This window comes from Achromobacter sp. ESBL13 (assembly GCF_036668755.1).
GTDB lineage: Bacteria > Pseudomonadota > Gammaproteobacteria > Burkholderiales > Burkholderiaceae_B > Achromobacter.
The window spans coordinates 26,777-44,344 of the sequence record NZ_JAZEVT010000005.1; the positions used below are offsets into that span (position 1 = coordinate 26,777).

At 65.2% G+C, this 17,568-nt stretch carries 16 protein-coding genes; 10 read left to right on the forward strand and 6 right to left on the reverse strand.

What is annotated here, in order from left to right; genetic code table 11:
• Positions 1-75: 75 nt before the first annotated feature.
• From rpmG to V6F88_RS19220, 3 genes are all read right to left on the reverse strand, one after another.
• Positions 76-243, reverse strand: a complete 168-nt coding sequence (gene rpmG, locus V6F88_RS19210) for a 50S ribosomal protein L33 (protein ID WP_003810296.1) — start codon at positions 241-243, stop codon at positions 76-78.
• Between the two features lie 37 nt (positions 244-280).
• A complete protein-coding gene (gene rpmB, locus V6F88_RS19215) occupies positions 281-517 on the reverse strand; it encodes a 50S ribosomal protein L28 (RefSeq protein WP_006385639.1) in 237 nt (78 codons plus the stop codon).
• 328 nt (positions 518-845) lie between these two features.
• Positions 846-1,994, reverse strand: a complete 1,149-nt coding sequence (locus V6F88_RS19220; RefSeq protein WP_332612026.1) for a Bcr/CflA family multidrug efflux MFS transporter — start codon at positions 1,992-1,994, stop codon at positions 846-848.
• Positions 1,995-2,199: 205 nt separating this feature from the next.
• On the opposite strand from V6F88_RS19220, the gene V6F88_RS19225 reads away from it, so the two are divergent.
• The 5 genes from V6F88_RS19225 to V6F88_RS19245 all read left to right on the forward strand — a co-directional run bounded on the left by V6F88_RS19225 (position 2,200) and on the right by V6F88_RS19245 (position 7,900).
• Positions 2,200-3,474, forward strand: coding sequence for a class I SAM-dependent methyltransferase (locus V6F88_RS19225; RefSeq protein ID WP_332611491.1), 1,275 nt, complete (start codon positions 2,200-2,202; stop codon positions 3,472-3,474).
• A gap of 500 nt (positions 3,475-3,974) precedes the next feature.
• Positions 3,975-4,976 carry an ABC transporter substrate-binding protein gene (locus V6F88_RS19230; protein WP_332611493.1) on the forward strand — a complete coding sequence of 334 codons (1,002 nt, stop codon included), beginning with the start codon at positions 3,975-3,977 and terminating at the stop codon, positions 4,974-4,976.
• A 297-nt stretch (positions 4,977-5,273) separates the two neighbouring features.
• On the forward strand, positions 5,274-6,131 hold the full coding sequence (locus tag V6F88_RS19235; RefSeq protein ID WP_104144186.1) for an ABC transporter permease: 858 nt from the start codon (positions 5,274-5,276) through the stop codon (positions 6,129-6,131).
• Positions 6,128-7,381 carry a quaternary amine ABC transporter ATP-binding protein gene (locus tag V6F88_RS19240; protein ID WP_332611496.1) on the forward strand — a complete coding sequence of 418 codons (1,254 nt, stop codon included), beginning with the start codon at positions 6,128-6,130 and terminating at the stop codon, positions 7,379-7,381. Before V6F88_RS19235 ends, V6F88_RS19240 begins: the two co-directional genes overlap by 4 nt.
• A gap of 144 nt (positions 7,382-7,525) precedes the next feature.
• A complete protein-coding gene (locus V6F88_RS19245; RefSeq protein WP_104144184.1) occupies positions 7,526-7,900 on the forward strand; it encodes a tautomerase family protein in 375 nt (124 codons plus the stop codon).
• A gap of 57 nt (positions 7,901-7,957) precedes the next feature.
• Here V6F88_RS19245 and V6F88_RS19250 read toward each other — a convergent pair whose 3' ends face one another.
• Positions 7,958-8,953: a tripartite tricarboxylate transporter substrate binding protein gene (locus tag V6F88_RS19250; RefSeq protein WP_332611497.1), complete on the reverse strand. Its 996-nt coding sequence runs from the start codon at positions 8,951-8,953 to the stop codon at positions 7,958-7,960.
• A 111-nt stretch (positions 8,954-9,064) separates the two neighbouring features.
• Positions 9,065-10,234 carry a CaiB/BaiF CoA transferase family protein gene (locus V6F88_RS19255; protein ID WP_332611499.1) on the reverse strand — a complete coding sequence of 390 codons (1,170 nt, stop codon included), beginning with the start codon at positions 10,232-10,234 and terminating at the stop codon, positions 9,065-9,067.
• 192 nt (positions 10,235-10,426) lie between these two features.
• On the opposite strand from V6F88_RS19255, the gene V6F88_RS19260 reads away from it, so the two are divergent.
• The 5 genes from V6F88_RS19260 (at position 10,427) to V6F88_RS19280 (ending at position 16,580) form a co-directional block, all read left to right on the forward strand.
• Positions 10,427-11,491, forward strand: coding sequence for an AraC family transcriptional regulator (locus tag V6F88_RS19260; RefSeq protein ID WP_332611501.1), 1,065 nt, complete (start codon positions 10,427-10,429; stop codon positions 11,489-11,491).
• A gap of 138 nt (positions 11,492-11,629) precedes the next feature.
• Positions 11,630-12,814: a lipid-transfer protein gene (locus tag V6F88_RS19265; protein ID WP_332611503.1), complete on the forward strand. Its 1,185-nt coding sequence runs from the start codon at positions 11,630-11,632 to the stop codon at positions 12,812-12,814.
• 34 nt (positions 12,815-12,848) lie between these two features.
• A complete protein-coding gene (locus V6F88_RS19270; protein WP_332611505.1) occupies positions 12,849-13,673 on the forward strand; it encodes an SDR family NAD(P)-dependent oxidoreductase in 825 nt (274 codons plus the stop codon).
• The gene (locus V6F88_RS19275) at positions 13,670-14,845 is read left to right on the forward strand and encodes an acyl-CoA dehydrogenase family protein (RefSeq protein WP_332611506.1); all 1,176 of its coding nucleotides are present in this window, start codon (positions 13,670-13,672) and stop codon (positions 14,843-14,845) included. The genes V6F88_RS19270 and V6F88_RS19275 overlap by 4 nt, the downstream gene beginning before the upstream one ends.
• Before the next feature lie 40 nt (positions 14,846-14,885).
• Positions 14,886-16,580 carry a long-chain-fatty-acid--CoA ligase gene (locus V6F88_RS19280; RefSeq protein WP_332611507.1) on the forward strand — a complete coding sequence of 565 codons (1,695 nt, stop codon included), beginning with the start codon at positions 14,886-14,888 and terminating at the stop codon, positions 16,578-16,580.
• Here V6F88_RS19280 and V6F88_RS19285 read toward each other — a convergent pair.
• Complete coding sequence (locus tag V6F88_RS19285) at positions 16,577-17,491, reverse strand: LysR family transcriptional regulator (protein ID WP_332611508.1); 915 nt, start codon at positions 17,489-17,491, stop codon at positions 16,577-16,579. The two genes, V6F88_RS19280 and V6F88_RS19285, sit on opposite strands and share 4 nt — an antisense overlap.
• Between the last annotated feature and the right edge of the window lie 77 nt (positions 17,492-17,568).

The window sequence follows — 17,568 nt, forward strand, 5'->3', positions numbered from 1 at the left end:
TAAAAAACGCCTCGCGCCAACAAAAAAAGCCCCGCGATGGCGGGGCTTTTTCACTAGCAGGGAAAACCGGCTGAATTACTTCAGCTTGGTTTCCTTGTAGTCAACGTGCTTGCGAGCGACCGGATCAAATTTCTTGATCAGCATCTTCTCGGGCATGTTGCGCTTGTTCTTGGTCGTCGTGTAGAAATGACCCGTGCCGGCAGTCGACTCGAGCTTGATCTTTTCGCGGATACCTTTGGCCATGTCGTGCTCCTAGTATGTAGATTGGCGGGTAGGCTGATTAAGCCAGTTCGCCGCGGGCACGCATTTCGGCCAGCACGGCGTCGATGCCGTTCTTGTCGATCGTGCGGATGGCCTTGGCCGAAACACGCAGGCGAACCCAGCGGTTTTCGCTTTCAACCCAGAACCGGCGCGATTGCAGGTTGGGCAGGAAGCGACGCTTGGTCTTGTTGTTCGCGTGCGAAACATTGTTGCCCACCATCGGGCCTTTGCCGGTCACTTGGCATACGCGTGCCATGGATGCACCTCTTTATGTCGTTCTTGTCGCGCATCGCTTGGGGGAGGTAGACAGGGTTTTAGCCGCCGGGCTGTTTGAGGCGCGCTGTGTTGCGTTGCGCTGCCTTGCCGGCCACCCAGTCTTAGTGGATGAGGGGCAAGTGGAACCTGCCCCGTGCTTATACCCGCTGCCTGCCATCCGCCGTGTACCTGGGTTTTTGCCAAAGTACCGAAATGCGCGGTTGGGGTCAGAGTGCTGAACTACAAAGCATAGTAGTCCCGCACGGGAAACTTCATGTGAAGACGTAGATTCTAATACGAAAAACGCAGGTAAATCAAGCGGCGGTGCGTCAGGCCGTGTGCGAACGCGCCACACGGCCCGAGATCCAGGACAGGCAGGCGCAGGTGGCCAGCGTGGTGGTCAGGGGAAGGGCGCTGTCCGTCTGCCAGGCACTGACCGCAAAGCCGGCCAATGCGCCGCAGGACAATTGCAGCGTCCCCAATAGCGCCGACGCCGCGCCCAGCCGCTTGCCTTGGTCCGACAAAGCCAGCGCGGCCGAATTCGGGTTCACGAAACCCTGGCTGCCCATGTAGCAGATCAGGCACACCATCAAGAGAGGCAACGTCATCCATCCGGCCAGCGTCAAGCCCACCGCGACCAGGCTGGCGGCGGCCAGCGACGTCAGCGCGCAGCGTTGCAATTGGCGGGGCTTGTAGGTGCGCAGCAGGCGGGCGCTGATCTGCGAGCAGACGATCAGCGACAACGCATTGGTGCCGAACAGCAGCCCGTAATACTGCGGCTGCACACCGTACAGCTCGATAAAGACGCGCGGCGAACCAATGATGTAGGCAAACATGCCGGCCTGGCCGAAGCCGCCGGCCAGGCTGTGCGCCATGAAGCCACGATGCCGGAACAGGTCGCGATAGTTGCGCAGGATGGTGCTCCAGCGCAGGGGCACCACGCGCTCGGGCGCCAGCGATTCCTTCATGATGCGGGCCACCGCCACCATCAACATCGCGCCGCCCGCCAGCATGATCCAGAACAGGCTGCGCCACGACGCGATAGCCAGCAACTGCCCGCCCGCCAGCGGCGCAAGAATCGGGGCCAGCCCCATGATCAACATCAGCAGCGACATCGCGCGCGCCGCCTCGTGGGTTTCATAGTGGTCGCGGATGACGGCGCGCGGGATCACGATACCGGCCGCGCCGCCCATGGCCTGCACCACGCGCCAGCCGGTCAGCGCTTCAACGGAACCCGACAGCGCGCAGCCCAGGGACGCCACCATGAACAGCGCCAGGCCCACCATCAGCGGCGGCTTGCGGCCGAAGCGGTCGGCCATCGGGCCGTAGAACACCTGGGCCAGCGCCAGCCCGATCAGGTAGGCGGCCAGCGTGCGTTCGACATCGCCACGCGGCACGCCCAAGTTTGCCGCGATGGTCGGGAACGCGGGCAAATACATATCGATGGCGAACGGACCGATCGCGGTCAGCGCGCCCATGAGAATGAGCCAGCCGGGCAGGCCGCTGCGGGAAACAGATGATGGGGACATGGTGATCGCGGTAAAACGCAGGGACAGGGCGCGCGTATCGGTTACCCGTCGGTTCTGCGCCAAGCCAGCGACTTTATCACGCGCCACCTGACAGGGAAATGTCATCGCTTTTCCGATAAAGTCCCCGGCGACCTGTCGTTTCAGAGGAGATGCCGTGAATCCTTTGCTGTCTGTCGTGGAACGCAAACTTCAAGCCCTGCCCGTGCCGGTGCAACTGGTGCTGCCCGACGGCGCGGTGGTGGGGCCGCCCGATCCGCGCGTGCGATTCGTCACGCATGACAAGGCCGCGCTGGCCCATCTGGCCGAAGGCGCCGTGGGCGTGCTGGGCCAGGACTACGTGGAAGGGCGCATCGATATCGAAGGCAATATGCGCGACGTCATGGCGGCCGCCTCGGCGTTGCTGCCGGGTTCGCCCGTGGAGGCCGCGCGCGGCGGCTGGCTGACCGAGCTGGTGCGCCGCGTGATGTCGGTGTGGCGCCATTCCATCGAGCGCGACGCCAAGCAGATCGAATTCCACTACGACCTGTCGGATGACTTCTATGCGCTGTGGCTGGACCCGCGCCGCGTGTATTCCTGCGCCTATTTCCGCACGCCCGACATGACGCTGGCGCAGGCCCAGGAGGCCAAGCTGGATCACATCTGCCGCAAGCTGCGGCTGCGCCCGGGCGAGCGCTTCCTGGATGTGGGGGCGGGTTGGGGCGGGCTGCTGTTGTGGGCAGCCGAACACTATGGCGTGAATGCCACCGGCATCACGCTGTCGCGCAACCAGCACGCCTATGTGACAAAGCTGATCGAGGCAAAGGGCTTGTCGGGCCGCGTGCGCATGTCGCTGCTGGACTACCGCAAGCTGGATGAGTCCGCGCCGTTCGACAAGATTGCGTCGGTGGGCATGTTCGAGCACGTGGGCCGCGCGCAACTGGACGGCTATTTCGCCAAGCTGCGCCGCCTGTTGCGACCCGGCGGGCTGATCATGAACCATGGCATTACCGCGGCGGGCGTCTACAACGCCGAACTGGGCAACGGCATGGGCGAATTCATCGAAAAGTACATCTTCCCGGGCGGTGAACTGACGCACATCAGCGTGGTCATGCAGGCGATGACCAATGGAGGCCTGGAAGAGGTGGACGTCGAAAACCTGCGCCCGCACTACGCCCGCACGCTGTGGGCATGGAGCGATGCGCTGGAAGCCCGGCTGCCCGAAGCGGCGCAGGTGCTGAAAGGGGAAGAGGGCGCTCGCTCGCTGCGCGCCTACCGCCTGTACCTGGCGGGCTGCGCCATGGCGTTCGAGCACGGCTGGATCGCGCTGCACCAGATATTGGGCCAACCGCCCGCCGTGGGGCGTTCCGACGAGCTGGACCACCCGGCGGACCTGGCCTACCCATGGCGGCGCGACTACATGTATGGCGACCCGGAAAGCCCTGTCGGCTGACCAGAAGTTGAATTTAAGCTGAACGCAGCCTGAACAAGGTCCATCAAAAAGACGTCGGCGGCGGACCGGATCGCGGTTTCGGGGCTGTTGGAACGCGCTGTATGTACTGATAAGATCAAAATATTAACTAAATGTATCGTTCATTTGAAACCAATATTCCCCAGGGGAAATTCCCGAATCGCCCCGTATTGACAAGGGTAATCCCGTAGCTTTTCGGCCGCGAATGTATCTGACTTATTCAAGCTCGGGCTTGGGCAGCGCAGCAATTTCGTTTAAGATGCTGCCTTCTTCGTTCAGTTTTGTTCAATTTCTGTGGGTTTTCAAAAATCGTGTTTTTGAAACTCCTGTCTTGCAAGAACCCGCGCCTTTGCGGTTCTTCTTGTCGCTAGTGTCGGTTTGTATTGGCGGTTCTGCCCGTCTTCCGCACAACCCCCTTAGCTCCACGGCACTTCCGGGCCAGACCCGGCGTGTGTCCTTGAACCTATGGAGGCAAAAAGCCAATGCGTTTTACCCCTGTCAAGACCCTGGCCGCCGCGGCCGTTCTGTTTGCATTCGCCGGCGCGGCCCAAGCCGCCGATGCCCCGCAATGTGAAATCAAGCGCCCGGTCAATTTCGGCGCCATGAACTGGGAATCCAATCTGGTTCTGGTCGATGTCGAACGTTTCATCATGGAAAAGGGCTACGGCTGCAAAACCGAAACCCTGCCGACGGAAACGCTGCCTGCCCTGGCCGCGCTGGAGCGCGGCGATCTGGATATCAATACCGAAATCTGGCTGAACAGCGTGGCGGACCCCTGGGAGCGCGCGCAAAAGACCGGCAAGGTCAAGCGCATCGGCGACCTCTACATGGGCGCCGAAGGCTGGTACATCCCCCGTTACACCGCTGAACGCCTGCCCGGACTGAAGTCGGCCGCCGACCTGCCCAAGTTCAAGGACGAATTCAAGGATCCGGAAGAACCCGGCAAGGGCCGTTTCTACGGCTGCCCGGCGGGCTGGGGTTGCGAAGTCACCAGCAACAACCTGTTCCACGCCTTGAAGCTGGATGACAGCTACACCCTGTACTCGCCCGGCACCGGCGCTGCGCAGAAAGCCGCGCTGATGTCGGCCTACAAGCGCAAGCAGAACGTGGTGTTCTATTACTGGTCGCCCACGCCGCTGGTTGGCGCGATGGATCTGGTCAAGCTCGACATGCCGCCTTACGATGCCGAAAAGCACAAGTGCCTGACGTCGTCCAAGTGCGCCAAGCCCGAGCCCAGCGCCTACCCGGATAACCCCGTCTTCACGGCGGTGAACACCAAGTTCTCGGAAGAAGCGCCCAAGCTGACCGAGTTCCTGTCCAAGGTGTCGGTGCCGCTGCCCGTCATCAACGAAACGCTGGCCCACATGGAAGAGTCCGGCGATGAATCCAACGCCGTGGCCAAGTGGTTCCTGAAGAACAAGCCCGACGTCTGGACCAAGTGGGTCCCGGCCGACGTCGCCGGGCGCGTCCAAAGCGCCCTGTAACCGTATCGGAAGTCGGCCCCGCGCTGTCATGGCGCGGGCCGGCCGCCTTAAGGGAAAAAGCCCGTTGCGGTCTTTGCATCGGGTTTTTTCCCCTGAGATGGCCGCTGGCCGGGCGCTGGTTGCCCCGCCGCCGGCAAAAGGCGTTGCACCGTATGTGGCCCGCTTTATGGCCCGCTTTGTGGACCGCTTTGTGGCCCGCTTTCGTCAAGCAAGCGCCCGGGCCGCATGCCCATCCGGAATCCGGAATGCGTGGTGGCCACCGGCCGCCGGAAAGCGCCCAAGAATGGAGTCGAAACTATGTTTCCTGAAATTATTCCCGCCCGTCAGGTCAGGGCGGCGATCGACGGGTTTGTCGATCACCTGGTCACCAACTACGCGGACACGCTCGAGACCCTGTCTCAGCCGGTTCTGCACGCCCTGGTGTGGTTGGAGCAATTGCTGCGCAGCTCGCCCTGGTGGGCCGTCGTGGCCGTCACCATCGCCATCGCGTGGGGCGTCAGCCGCCGCATCGGCCTGAGCCTGGCGATGGGCGCACTGCTGTGCGTCATCGGCGTGCTGGGCTTGTGGGACGCCGGCATGCAGACGCTGGCGCTGATGATCATGGCCGCCGGCCTGTCGGTGCTGATCGGCATCCCGCTGGGCGTGCTGATGGCGCGCATCAACTGGCTGCGTTCCATCATGCTGCCCGTGCTTGACGTGATGCAGACGATGCCCAGCTTCGTCTACCTGATTCCCGTCGTGATGCTGTTTGGCCTGGGCAAGATCCCCGCCATCATCGCCACCGTGATCTATGCCGTGCCGCCGCTGATCCGCCTGACCGACCTGGGCATCCGCCTGGTCGACCGCGAAGTGCTGGAAGCGTCGCGCGCCTTTGGCGCCAACCCGCGCCAGCAGCTGTTTGGCGTGCAGTTGCCGCTGGCGTTGCCCAACATCATGGCCGGTATCAACCAGACCACGATGATGGCGCTGTCCATGGTGGTGATTGCGTCGATGATCGGGGCGCGCGGCCTGGGCTATGAAGTGTTGCTGGGCATCAACCGTCTGGAAGTGGGCCGTGGCCTGCTGGCGGGTCTGGGTATCGTGGTGCTGGCCGTGCTGTTCGACCGGATCACGCAATCGTATGGACAGCGCATGCGCATGGGAGGCCAGCGATGAGCAAGATCGAAGTCAAGAACATCTACAAGGTCTTTGGATCGCATCCGAAGAAATGGCTGGCGGCCGCCCAGGGTGGCATGAGCAAGGAACAGCTGCTGGCCGAAAGCGGCCACACGCTGGGCCTGCGCGATATCAGCCTGTCGATTGAAGAGGGCAGCATCTACGTCATCATGGGCCTGTCCGGGTCCGGCAAGTCGACGCTGATCCGCCACTTCAACCGCCTGATCGAACCCAGCGCCGGCCACATCCTGGTTGATGGCGTGGACGTCGTCAGCTTGAACAAGCGCGACCTGGAAGTCTTCCGTCAAAAGAAGATGAGCATGGTGTTCCAGCGCTTTGGCCTGTTTCCCCACCGCACCGTGCTGGACAACGCCGCGTACGGCTTGACGGTGCAGGGCGTGGGCAAGACAGAGCGCGAAAAGCGCGCCCGCGACTGGCTTGAGCAAGTGGGCCTGGCCGGTTTTGAAAACCAGTATCCGCATCAGTTGTCCGGCGGCATGCAGCAGCGTGTGGGCTTGGCCCGCGCGCTGGCCACCGATGCCGAAATTCTGCTGATGGATGAAGCGTTCTCGGCGCTGGACCCGCTTATTCGCCGCGAAATGCAGGACCAGCTGCTGCAACTGCAAGCCAAGCTGAACAAGACCATCGTGTTCATCACGCACGATCTGGACGAAGCGCTGCGCCTGGGCAACCGCATCGCCATCCTGAAAGACGGCGAACTGGTGCAGGAAGGCACGCCGGAAGACATTCTGCTGAACCCGGCCAACGACTACGTGCAGTCGTTCCTGCAAGACGTGAACCGCACCAAGGTGCTGAACGCCACGCACGCTGTCAACCCGGCGCGCCTGACCTTGACGATGCGTTCGCGTCCGGCCCACGCGCTGGACCGCATGCGCGCCATGGACTACGAATACGCCCCGGTGCTGGACGGCAAGCGTCTGGCCGGCGTGTTGACCGCCAAGGCGGCCGAGCAGGCCATCCAGGAAGGCGTGCGCGACGTGTCGCGCTTCGTGGAAGACCTGGCGTCCGTGCCGGCCACGGCCGGCCTGGGCGAAGTGCTGGCGCAATTGGTGCACAGCGACCAACCGGTTGCCGTTACGGGTGAAGACGACGAATTCCTGGGCATGCTGTCGCGCAAGAAGGTCGTTGAACTGGTGACCCCGGCACTGACGGAAAATGCCACGGCCGAGCCGGTCGCGGTCGATCTGGAAGGCCAGCCCGTGCACGAGCCTCGCGACCAGGCCGCCTGATCCGTGTTCGCATCCCTGCGCCCCGGTGTTTCGGAGCGCATTGACTTTGCCCGCGTGCAATCGCTTGCACGCGGGCAAAGTCGTTTTATGATGGCTGGCCGGTCACGCGTCCGGCGTTCCCCGTTCGAATAACCGGAAGCCGTCATGCCCATTTTGAATGTCCAGATCCTGCAAGGCCACTCGGCCGCCCAGAAGGCCGCCTTGTTGCGCGCCGCGTCCGACGCGGTTGTCCAGAGCATTGCCGCGCCGCTGCCCAGCGTGCGCATCGTGTTGCAGGAAGTGCCCGCCGAAAACGTAATCGTGGCCGGTGAAATCGGCAAGCGCATGGTGCGCGTCGACGTGGCGCTGATCGAAGGGCGCGACGAAGCCAAGAAGGCCGCGCTGATCGCCGCGCTGAACCAGGCCGTGTGCACCAGTATCGATATCTCGGGCGAAGACGTCCGGGTGCTGATCCGCGACGTGCCCAAGGTAGACATGGGCGTGGCCAACGGCATCAGCGCCAAGGCCGCCGGCCGTTAAGCTGCCGTTGCCGCACCCGCCGCGCGGACATCCCGCGCGGCTTTCTTGCGCCCGGCCTTATTGCATCTTCAAGCCCAGTTCGGCCACAAAGTGTTTTTCCTCGGCCACCTGCTTGATGGCAAATTCCGTGTACGCCGCGCTGTCCATCAGCATGTGCGGCTGGTCTGCATTGTCCAGCGCGCGGTTGTATTCGGGATCGTGCGAGGCGCGGTGGAAGGCCTTTTGCAGCACGGCGACGATCTTCGGATCCATGCCCTTGGGGCCCGCGATGCCCACGGGATTGGTGGCCACGATGGGGTAGCCCAGTTCGGTCATCGTGGGCACGTCCGGCACGCGCTTGGCGCGCGCGTCGCCCACGATGGCCAACAGCCGTGCGCGGCCCGTGTCGATCATCGGGCCCCAGCCCGCGTCCGACACCATTTGGATGTGGCCGCCCAGCAGCGCCGTCGTTTCCTCGGCCGCGCCCTTGTACGGAATGAAGTTGAACCGCGCCCCGGTCAAGCGCGACAGGCGCTCGATGGCGATGCGGCCAGAGCCGCCCGCGCCCGTGCCGCCGTAGCTGATTTTCTCGGGGTTGGCGCGCGCGTGGGCGATCAGTTCATCCAGCGTTTTCCAGGGTGCATCCTGGCGCACCACGATGCCGTAGGAATAGGCCGTCATGCAGGCGATGTAGGTGAAGTCCTTGACCGGGTCGTAGTTGACCTGTTGCAGGAAGGGGTAGCGAAACAGCGTGCCCACCACGACCGAGATCGTGTAGCCGTCCGGCGCCGCCGCCTGCGCCATCGCGGCCGGCCCCAACGTGCCGCCCGCGCCGGGCCGGTTCGCGATGACGACGGTCTGGCCCAGCTCTTTGGAAGCCGCCACGGCCAGCGCGCGCATCTGCGTATCGGTGGCGCCGCCCGCCGGAAACGGCACGATCAACGTGATGGGGCGCACCGGAAACGTGGCGGCGTGGGCGGCGGGCCAAACGCCCAACGTGGCCGGCAAGATCAGCCCCAGCTTGAGCAGGCTGCGGCGTCGGGGCAAGGCGATGCTGCGAGAGGAATCCGTCATGGTTGTCTCCGTCCTGATTTGTTATGGGGCACGGCAAGGGGCACGGCGAATGGCACAGCAAGGCACGGCAAGCGTCACAGCAAGGGGCACGGCAACTGCTTCCCGCCGGGCTCAACGCGCAACGCCGCGCGCGGACAGGCTCGCGATGGCGGCGTCGTCATAGCCGGCATCGCGCAGGATCTGGTGGGTGTGTTCGCCCGGCAGCGGCGCCGGGCGTCGGATGGCGAACTGGAAGCCGGACATCTTGACGGGGCTGCCCACCTGCGCGCCGGCCCCGTACTCGGGGTGCCGTGCGGCGTGTACCATGCCGCGCGCGGCGTAGTGGGGGTGCGCCAGGCTTTCGGCCAGCTTCAGCACCGGCGCGACGCAGCAGTCGGCGCCGTCCAGCACTTGCAGCCAATGCGCCAATGGTCGCGACCCAAACAGCTGCTGCAATTCCGACCGCACCCACGCTTGCCGCGTCGCGTCTTCATCCCGATGCAAGGCCAGCAGATCCGGCCGCTCAAGCCTGCGGCACAGGGTGCCCCAGAACTTCGGTTCCAATGCCGCAACGGCCAGATAGCGGCCGTCCTGCGTGCGGTATTGGCCGTAGCACGCCAGCGCGCCCGACAAGGTGTCACCGCCGGCGGGCCGCGTCGCGCCGTGCGCGTTCAGCGTGGCCAGCGGCACCACTGCGCCCGCCAGCAAGCCGTCGGCGATGGCGATATCCACATAGCGTCCGCGCCCCGTGCGCTGCGCATCAACCAGCGCCGCCAGGATGCCCATCACCGCCGTCAGCGACCCGCCCAGAATGTCGGCCACCGGCAGGTTCGACAAGGCCGGCTGGTCCGGCCCGCATCCCATCTGGTCCGCCACGCCCGCCACCGCCGCATAGTTCAGATCATGCCCCGCTGCATCGCATAGCGGCCCGTCTTGCCCGTAGCCCGTGATGCTGCAATACACCAGCCGAGGGTTGTGGCGCGACAGCGTTGCGTAGTCCGCTTTCAGCCGCGCCGTGACGCCGGGCCGGAAACTCTCGATCACCACGTCGGCGTCGCGCGCCAAGGTTGCCAGCGCCGCCTGCCCCTCGGGATGCTTCAGGTCCAGCCGCAGCCCACGCTTGTTGCGGTTGCACACGGCGCGCAACGCGGGCGGCGAGTAGTCGCCCGCCTGCGTGTCCTCGATCTTGATGACGTCGGCGCCCAGGTCGGCCAGATACTGCGCGCCCAGCGGGCCGGGCAACAATCGTGACAGGTCCAGCACCTTGATGCCCGCAAGCGGGGCGGTGTTCGGCGTATCCAAAGAGGGACTCCGGTAAATACGAAGAGGTAGCCGGCCTGCGGCAAAAGCCAGTCTAGGCGCGGCTTTGCGGCGATCCAATGGCGAAATGGATGATTCCGCTTGGCGGGAATGCTCACGCCGGGCATTCCTTGGCCGCATGCCTTTCGCTACCATCGACCCGAGTCGGTTCGCGCCCCGCCGTAGGAATCCGCCATGACGCATCACACCATCGCCGTGGGGCACATCGCCCAGATACTGCAAGGCGCCCGCACGCGCGGCGTGGACGTGGAACGCGTGTTGCGGCGCGCCCAGGTGCCGCCCGCCCTGTTGCAGGCCCCGCTGGCGCGCGTGTCGCAAGCCCAGTTCGCACAGATCCTGCGGATGTTGCGGCGCGCCACGCGCGATGATTTTCTGGGCATGGGGCGGCATCCGGTGCCGCTGGGCGCCTTCGCCCACGCCTGCCGCCTGGCCTTGCAGGAGGGCACCGTGGGCCAGGCGTTGCGCGTCGCGTTTCGCTACTACCATGGCGTGCTGCGCGACTTCACCGCGCGGCTGTGCGTCAGCGGCGATACCGCGCGCATCGTGCTGGATGCGCGGGGCGCGCCGGACTGTACGCAGTGGTACGGCGAACGCACGTTTCTCTTCTTCACGCTGGGCGTGGCCAACTGGCTGGCGGGGCGTCGCCTGCCCATCCTGGGCGTGGATTACAAAGCCGGCGCGCGTAGCGCCGACGCGCAAAAAGTCTTTCATGCGCCGATACGCTATGGGCGATCCGACACGGGCCTGTGGCTGGAATCGCGTTGGCTGACGCTGCCCGTGGTGCAGGACGCGCAGGCGCTGCACACCTTCCTGGCAAACGCGCCGTTCGACCTGCTGGTGAAATACCAGGACCGCGCCACGCTTACCGATCGCATCCGCCGCCTGCTGCGCAACGACTTGTCCGGGGACCTGCCATCGCTGGCGCAGGTCAGCGCGCAGCTGTCAATGACGCCGCAAACGCTCAGGCGCCATCTGCGCGACGAAGGGCAGGGCTTTCAGGTGCTCAAGGACGATCTGCGGCGCGATGCCGCCGTCGAATATCTGGGCCGTCTGGATCTGTCGCTGGTGGACATCGCCGCGCGGCTGGGGTTTTCCGAACCCAGCACCTTTCATCGCGCGTTCAAGAAATGGACCGGCGTGTCTCCCGGCGAATACCGCCGCACCCAACTGGCCTGCGCGCCGGCCTCGATGCCCGCCCGCGCGCCATCGGCCCCTGACACTTTCCGCCAATCCATTTGACGCCTGCGGCCATTGCCGCGTGGCGAGCCGGGCCGGAAAGTACGGGTTGAGCAAGGGCTGGGCAAGGGTGGCCCAAGCAGCGATGCGCAATCTGCCTGTCCGCAGCCCGCCACCGCCACACACTTCAGGAGAACCCGCATGAATCGAAAAGTATGGGTGGCCGGCGTCGGCATGATTCCGTTCTGCAAGCCGGGCGCCAGCGACCCCTATTCCGTGATGGGCATGCGCGCCGTGCAAGAAGCGCTGGCCGATGCGGGCGTGCCCTATGACGCCGTGCAGCAGGCCTATGCCGGCTACGTCTTTGGCGATTCCACTTCGGGCCAGGCCGTGGTGTATGGCCTGGGCCTGACGGGCATTCCCGTCTTCAACGTCAACAACAATTGCGCCAGCGGTTCGTCGGCGCTGTTCCTGGCGCGCCAGGCGGTGGAAAGCGGCGCGGTGGAATGTGCGCTGGCCGTGGGGTTTGAACAGATGGTGCCGGGCGCGCTGAAAGGCGTGTATGAAGACCGGCCGTCGCCGCTTGCCGGCTTCGTGTCGGCCATGACCGCCGCGCAGGGCTACGACACCGCCACGCCGCGCGCCGCGCAGTTTTTCGGCGGCGCCGCGCGCGACTACATGAAGCAGCACGACATCCGCGCCGATACGTTCGCGCGCATCTCGGTCAAGGCGCGCCAGCACGCGGCCCGCAATCCCTACGCCGTGTTCCGCAAGACCGTCACGCTGCCCGAGGTGCTGGACGCGCCCATGATCTTCGACCCTTTGACTCGCCTGCAATGCTGCCCGCCCACCTGCGGCGCGGCGGCGGCCATCCTGTGCTCGGACGAGTTCGCGCGGCGCCACGGCCTGCGGCCCGCCGTCAGCATCGCCGCGCAGGCCATGACGACCGATACGCCCACCACGTTCGATGCCGCCGACATGCGCCGGCTGGTCGGGCTGGACATGACGCGCGCCGCCGCCGACCGCGTATACGAGGCCGCGGGCGTGGACCCCGCCGACATTGACGTTGTCGAATTGCATGACTGCTTCACGGCAAACGAATTGATCACCTACGAAGGGCTGCGCCTGACATCCGAGGGCACGGCCGAAAAATTCATTGTCGATGGCGACAACACCTACGGCGGCCGCGTCGTGACGAATCCATCGGGCGGCCTGCTGTCCAAGGGCCATCCGCTGGGGGCGACCGGCCTGGCGCAGTGCGCCGAGCTGGTCTGGCAGTTGCGCGGGCAGGCCGACCTGCGGCAAGTGGAAGGCGCGCGGCTGGCCTTGCAGCACAACCTGGGGCTGGGCGGCGCGTGCGTCGTCACGCTGTACCAGGCCGCGTGACGCCGGCGTCCGCAACAAACCAGGAGACAAAACGATGGGAACACTTGAAGGCAAGGTGGCGCTGGTATCCGGCTCGGGGCGGGGCATCGGCCAGGAGATCGCGCTGAAACTGGCGCGCGAAGGCGCCAGGGTCATCGTCAACGACCTGGATGACGGGCCGGCCCAGGACACGGTCACGCGCATCCGCCAGGCGGGCGGCCAGGCTCACGCTTGCCCCGGCAGCGTCACCGCGCCGGGCTTTGCCGACCGCTTCGTCAGCGCGGCGATCGACACCTACGGTGGCCTGGACATCATCGTGAACAACGCCGGCTACACCTGGGACAACGTCATCCAGAAAATGACGGACGAACAATGGGATGAAATCCTTGCGGTGCATCTGTCCGCCCCTTTCCGCATCCTGCGCGCCGCGTCCGGCTTCCTGCGCGAAGCCGCCAAGGCCGAGGCCGCCGACGGGCGCGAAGTGTTCCGCAAGGTGGTCAATATCTCGTCCACCTCGGGGGTGATGGGCAACGCCGGCCAAGCCAACTACGCCGCCGCCAAGGCCGGCATCAACGGCCTGACGCGCGCGCTGGCCAAGGAATGGGGCCGCTACAAAGTCAACGTGAACAGCGTGGCGTTCGGCCTGATCAAGACGCGGCTGACCGACGCCGTGGCCGACGGCGACACCACGCTGGACATCCAGGGGCGCCAGATCAAGGTGGGCGTCAATCCGCAGGTGCTCAAGAACGCCGAAAGCCTGATCCCGATCGGCCGCGCCGGAACGCCCGCCGAAGCCGCCGGCGCGGTCTATCTGTTCTGCTTGCCTGAATCCAACTACGTCAGCGGGCAGGTGCTGGTCGTGGGCGGCGGCCGCCCATGACGCGCCCGCACAATTCGATGGAACCGCCACGCCCCGCGTGGATGGACGCCGACCTGACGCTGTTCCAAGATGCGACGCGCCGCATCTTCGAAAAGGAATTCGCGCCCGACGAGGAAAAGTGGCGCAAGCAACAGCATGCCGATCGCGACATCTGGGCACGGGCGGGGCGTCTGGGCCTGTTGTGCGTCAGCATGCCCGAAGCCTATGGCGGCGGCGCGGGCAGCTTCGCGCACGAGGCCATCGTGGCGGCCGAGCAGGCGCGCGCCATGGTCCACGGCTTCAGCAACAACGTGCACAGCGCCATCCTGGCGCACTACATCCTTAACTACGGCATCGAGGCGCAGCGGCAGCGCTGGCTGCCGGGCATGGCCACGGGCGAACGCGTGGGCGCCATCGCCATGAGCGAACCGGGCGCCGGGTCCGACCTGAAAAGCGTGCGAACCACGGCCGCGCGCGACGGCGATGCCTACGTCATCAATGGGTCCAAGACGTTCATCACCAACGGCCTGCACGCCGATCTGATCTGCGTGGTGGTCAAGACGGACCCGCACGCCGGATCGCGCGGCGTCTCGCTCATCATGGTGGAAACGCATGACTTGCCGGGCTTTCGTCGCGGACGGCTGCTGGAAAAGCTGGGCCAGAAAAGCGGCGATACGGCCGAACTGTTCTTTGACGACGTACGCGTGCCCGCCGCCAACCTGCTGGGCGGCGAAGAAGGGCAGGGCTTTACGCAGCTCATGCAGCAACTGCCGCGCGAACGGCTGCTAATTGCAGTGGGCGCGGTGGCGACCATGCGGCGCGCCATCGACGACACCGTCGCCTACACGAAGACGCGCCAGGTATTCGGCCAGCCGCTGATCGACATGCAGAACACGCGCTTCAAGCTGGCGGAATGCGAAACGGTTGCGACCATCGCCGCGCGCTTTGTCGACGATTGCATCGCGCGCCAGTTGCAGGGCACGCTGGACCTGCCCACCGCCGCCATGGCCAAGTGGTGGACCACGCAGATGAACTGTCAGGTCATCGACGAATGCCTGCAATTGCACGGCGGCTACGGCTACATGCTGGAAACGCCCATAGCCCGGATGTACGCGGATGCGCGCGTAGGCAAGATCTACGGCGGATCGAATGAAATCATGAAAGAAATCATCGCGCGGGGCATGGCCGCGTAACGCGGCCGGCACCTTGCACGGGACTCGGAGAGAGACACGCATGCAGCAAGCGCATTTTCGGTCGCCGCCCCCGGCAGGGACCAACGTATGGCCCAAGGGCTTGCCGGCCCACATCCACCAGCCCCGCTCCAGCCTTGTCTTCAACCTGGAGTCGTCTGCCACGCGCTATCCCGACAAGCCCGCCATCGTGTTCTACGACATGGTGCTGGACTATGCGCGTCTGAAGCGCGAGGTCGAGGCCATGGCCGGCTATCTGCAACACAGCGCGGGCGTTGCAGCCGGCGACCGCGTGCTGCTGCTGAGCCAGAACTGTCCGCAATTCATCATCGCCTACTACGCCGTGCTGCGCGCCGACGCGGTCGTGGTGCCGGTGAACGCGATGAGCACGGAAGACGAACTGACTCACTACTTGAAGGACAGCGGTGCACGCGTGGCGTTTGCCGCGCAGGAACTGGCGCCCCGGCTGGCAGGCTTTGTCGAAGACGGGCGGCTGGAACGCGTCATCGTTCACGCCTACTCCGACTACCTGGGCACGGGCGGTGATGGCCAGAGGCCGCCGCCCGACTTGATCGCCGCGCCGCGCGGCAAGGTGGACATGCCGGGCGGCGTGCCCTGGTACGGCGCCTTGGCGGTCAACGCCCCGCCCCGGCCGCACCAGGCGCGCGCGGGCGATCTTTGCCTGCTGCCCTATACGTCCGGCACCACCGGCCGGCCCAAGGGCTGCCGCCACACGCACGGCACGTTGGGCGCGGCGGTGACCGGCTCGGCGCTGTGGCGCGGGCTGACGTCCGAAGCCGTCATCATGGGCGTGGCGCCGTTGTTTCATCTGCTTGGCATGCAGAACTGCATGAACCTGCCCATCCTGCTGGGCGCCACCGTTGTGCTGCTGCCGCGCTGGGACCGCCAGGTGGCGGCGCAATTGATGGCGCGGCATCGCGTCAGTGTGTGGGCCGCGCCGCCGGCGATGGTGGTGGACTTCTTTGCGCAGCCCGATATCGAATCGTATGACCTGTCGCGCCTGGCCTTGTTGTGCGGCGGCGGCGCGCCCATGCCCGAGGCGGTATCGGCCATGCTGGCCGAGCGCTACGGCATCGTCTTCAACGAAGCCTATGGGCTGACCGAGACCGCGTCGTTCCTGCACTGCAATCCCATGCACCGCAACAAGCGCCAGTGCATCGGCGTGCCCACCTTCGGGGTCGATACGCGCGTGGTGGACCCGGCCACCTTGCAGGAATTAGCGGCCGGGCAGGTGGGCGAGCTGGTCACGCGCGGCGCACAGCTGATGCTGGGTTACTGGAACAACCCGGCCGCCGACGACGAGGCGTTTTTCATGCTGGATGGCGAACGCTACTTTCGCACCGGCGACCTGGGGCGGGTGGATGAAGATGGCTATTTTTTCATCACCGACCGGCTCAAGCGCATGATCAATGCGTCGGGCTACAAGGTGTGGCCGGCAGAGGTCGAGAACGCTTTGTACGAGCATCCGGCGGTGCACGAAGCCTGCGTGATCGGCGTACCCGACACGTGCAGGGGTGAAACCGTCAAGGCGCTGCTGGTGCTGCGGCCCGAGGCCCGCGACAGCGCGCGCGAAGACGAAGTGATCGCGTGGGCCCGCGCCCGCATGGCCGCCTACAAGGCGCCGCGTATCGTCGAATTCGTGGACGCGCTGCCCAAGTCCAGCACGGGCAAGATCCTGTGGCGGCAATTGCAGGAAGCGGGGCGGGCCGCCGGCTAGCGCAGCGGCACGCCGTTGGTCAATTGGCGCAGTTCGTTCAGCAGCTTCGCGGCGGGCAGGGGCAGCAGCCCCTGCGTGCGCCGAAACGCCGTCAGCATGCGCGTGTCGGACGCGCCGGGAATCGGCAGCCGGTCAAGCTGGCCCGCGCGCAGTTCGGCGTGATACATCGGCTCGGGCATCCATCCCAGAAAATCCGAATGGGCAATCAGGTTCTTCAGCACCGTGATGGAACGCGTTTCAACGGTGACGTCCGGCATGGGCAAACGGTGTCGCGTGAATAGCTGGTTCATGTGTTCGAAGGGCTCGGTGCCCCGCGGCAGAATCGCCCACTTGTACGCCAGCGTATCGGCCAGGCAAAGGCCGGGGCGGGAACGCAGCGGGTGGCTGGTGCTGGCCACCACGTAGCTGGTGTCTTCCCAACGGCAATCCGGCACCGAGACAATTTCGTCCGTGTCTTGGGTATGCGCGCCCAGGGCCAGGTCGATTTCGCGCGACAGCAGCGCGCCGGCCAGGCGATCCCATACGCCTTCCACCACCTGCACCTGCAACGTCGGCCAGCGATTGCAGGTTCGGGTAAGTGCGGTGGGAAGAATCAAACACGCAATGCTGCCCACCGTGCCAACCCGGATGGTGCCCTTGGACAGGCCCAGCAGCGCACGGACTTCTTCTTTGGCGCTTTCGGCATCGCGCAGCAGCGCGGTGGAATGCGGCAGCAGCGTCAGCCCGATATCGGTCAGCTGCATGCCCTTGGAATGACGTTCGAATAATGGGGCGCCGACCTGGCCTTCAAGGCGGCGCACGATGCGGCTTAGCGCGGACTGCGTGACATGCATGGCGTCGGCGGCACGTCCGAGGCTGCCGGCGGCTACGACCGCGTTGAATGCCGCCAATTGGTGTAGGTCGAATGGCATGCCAAAGCGTAATGACTTTGTCTCGATATATCAATTCTCAAGTCTGCTAGGGGGGGCGACACTCTGCCATCGCAATT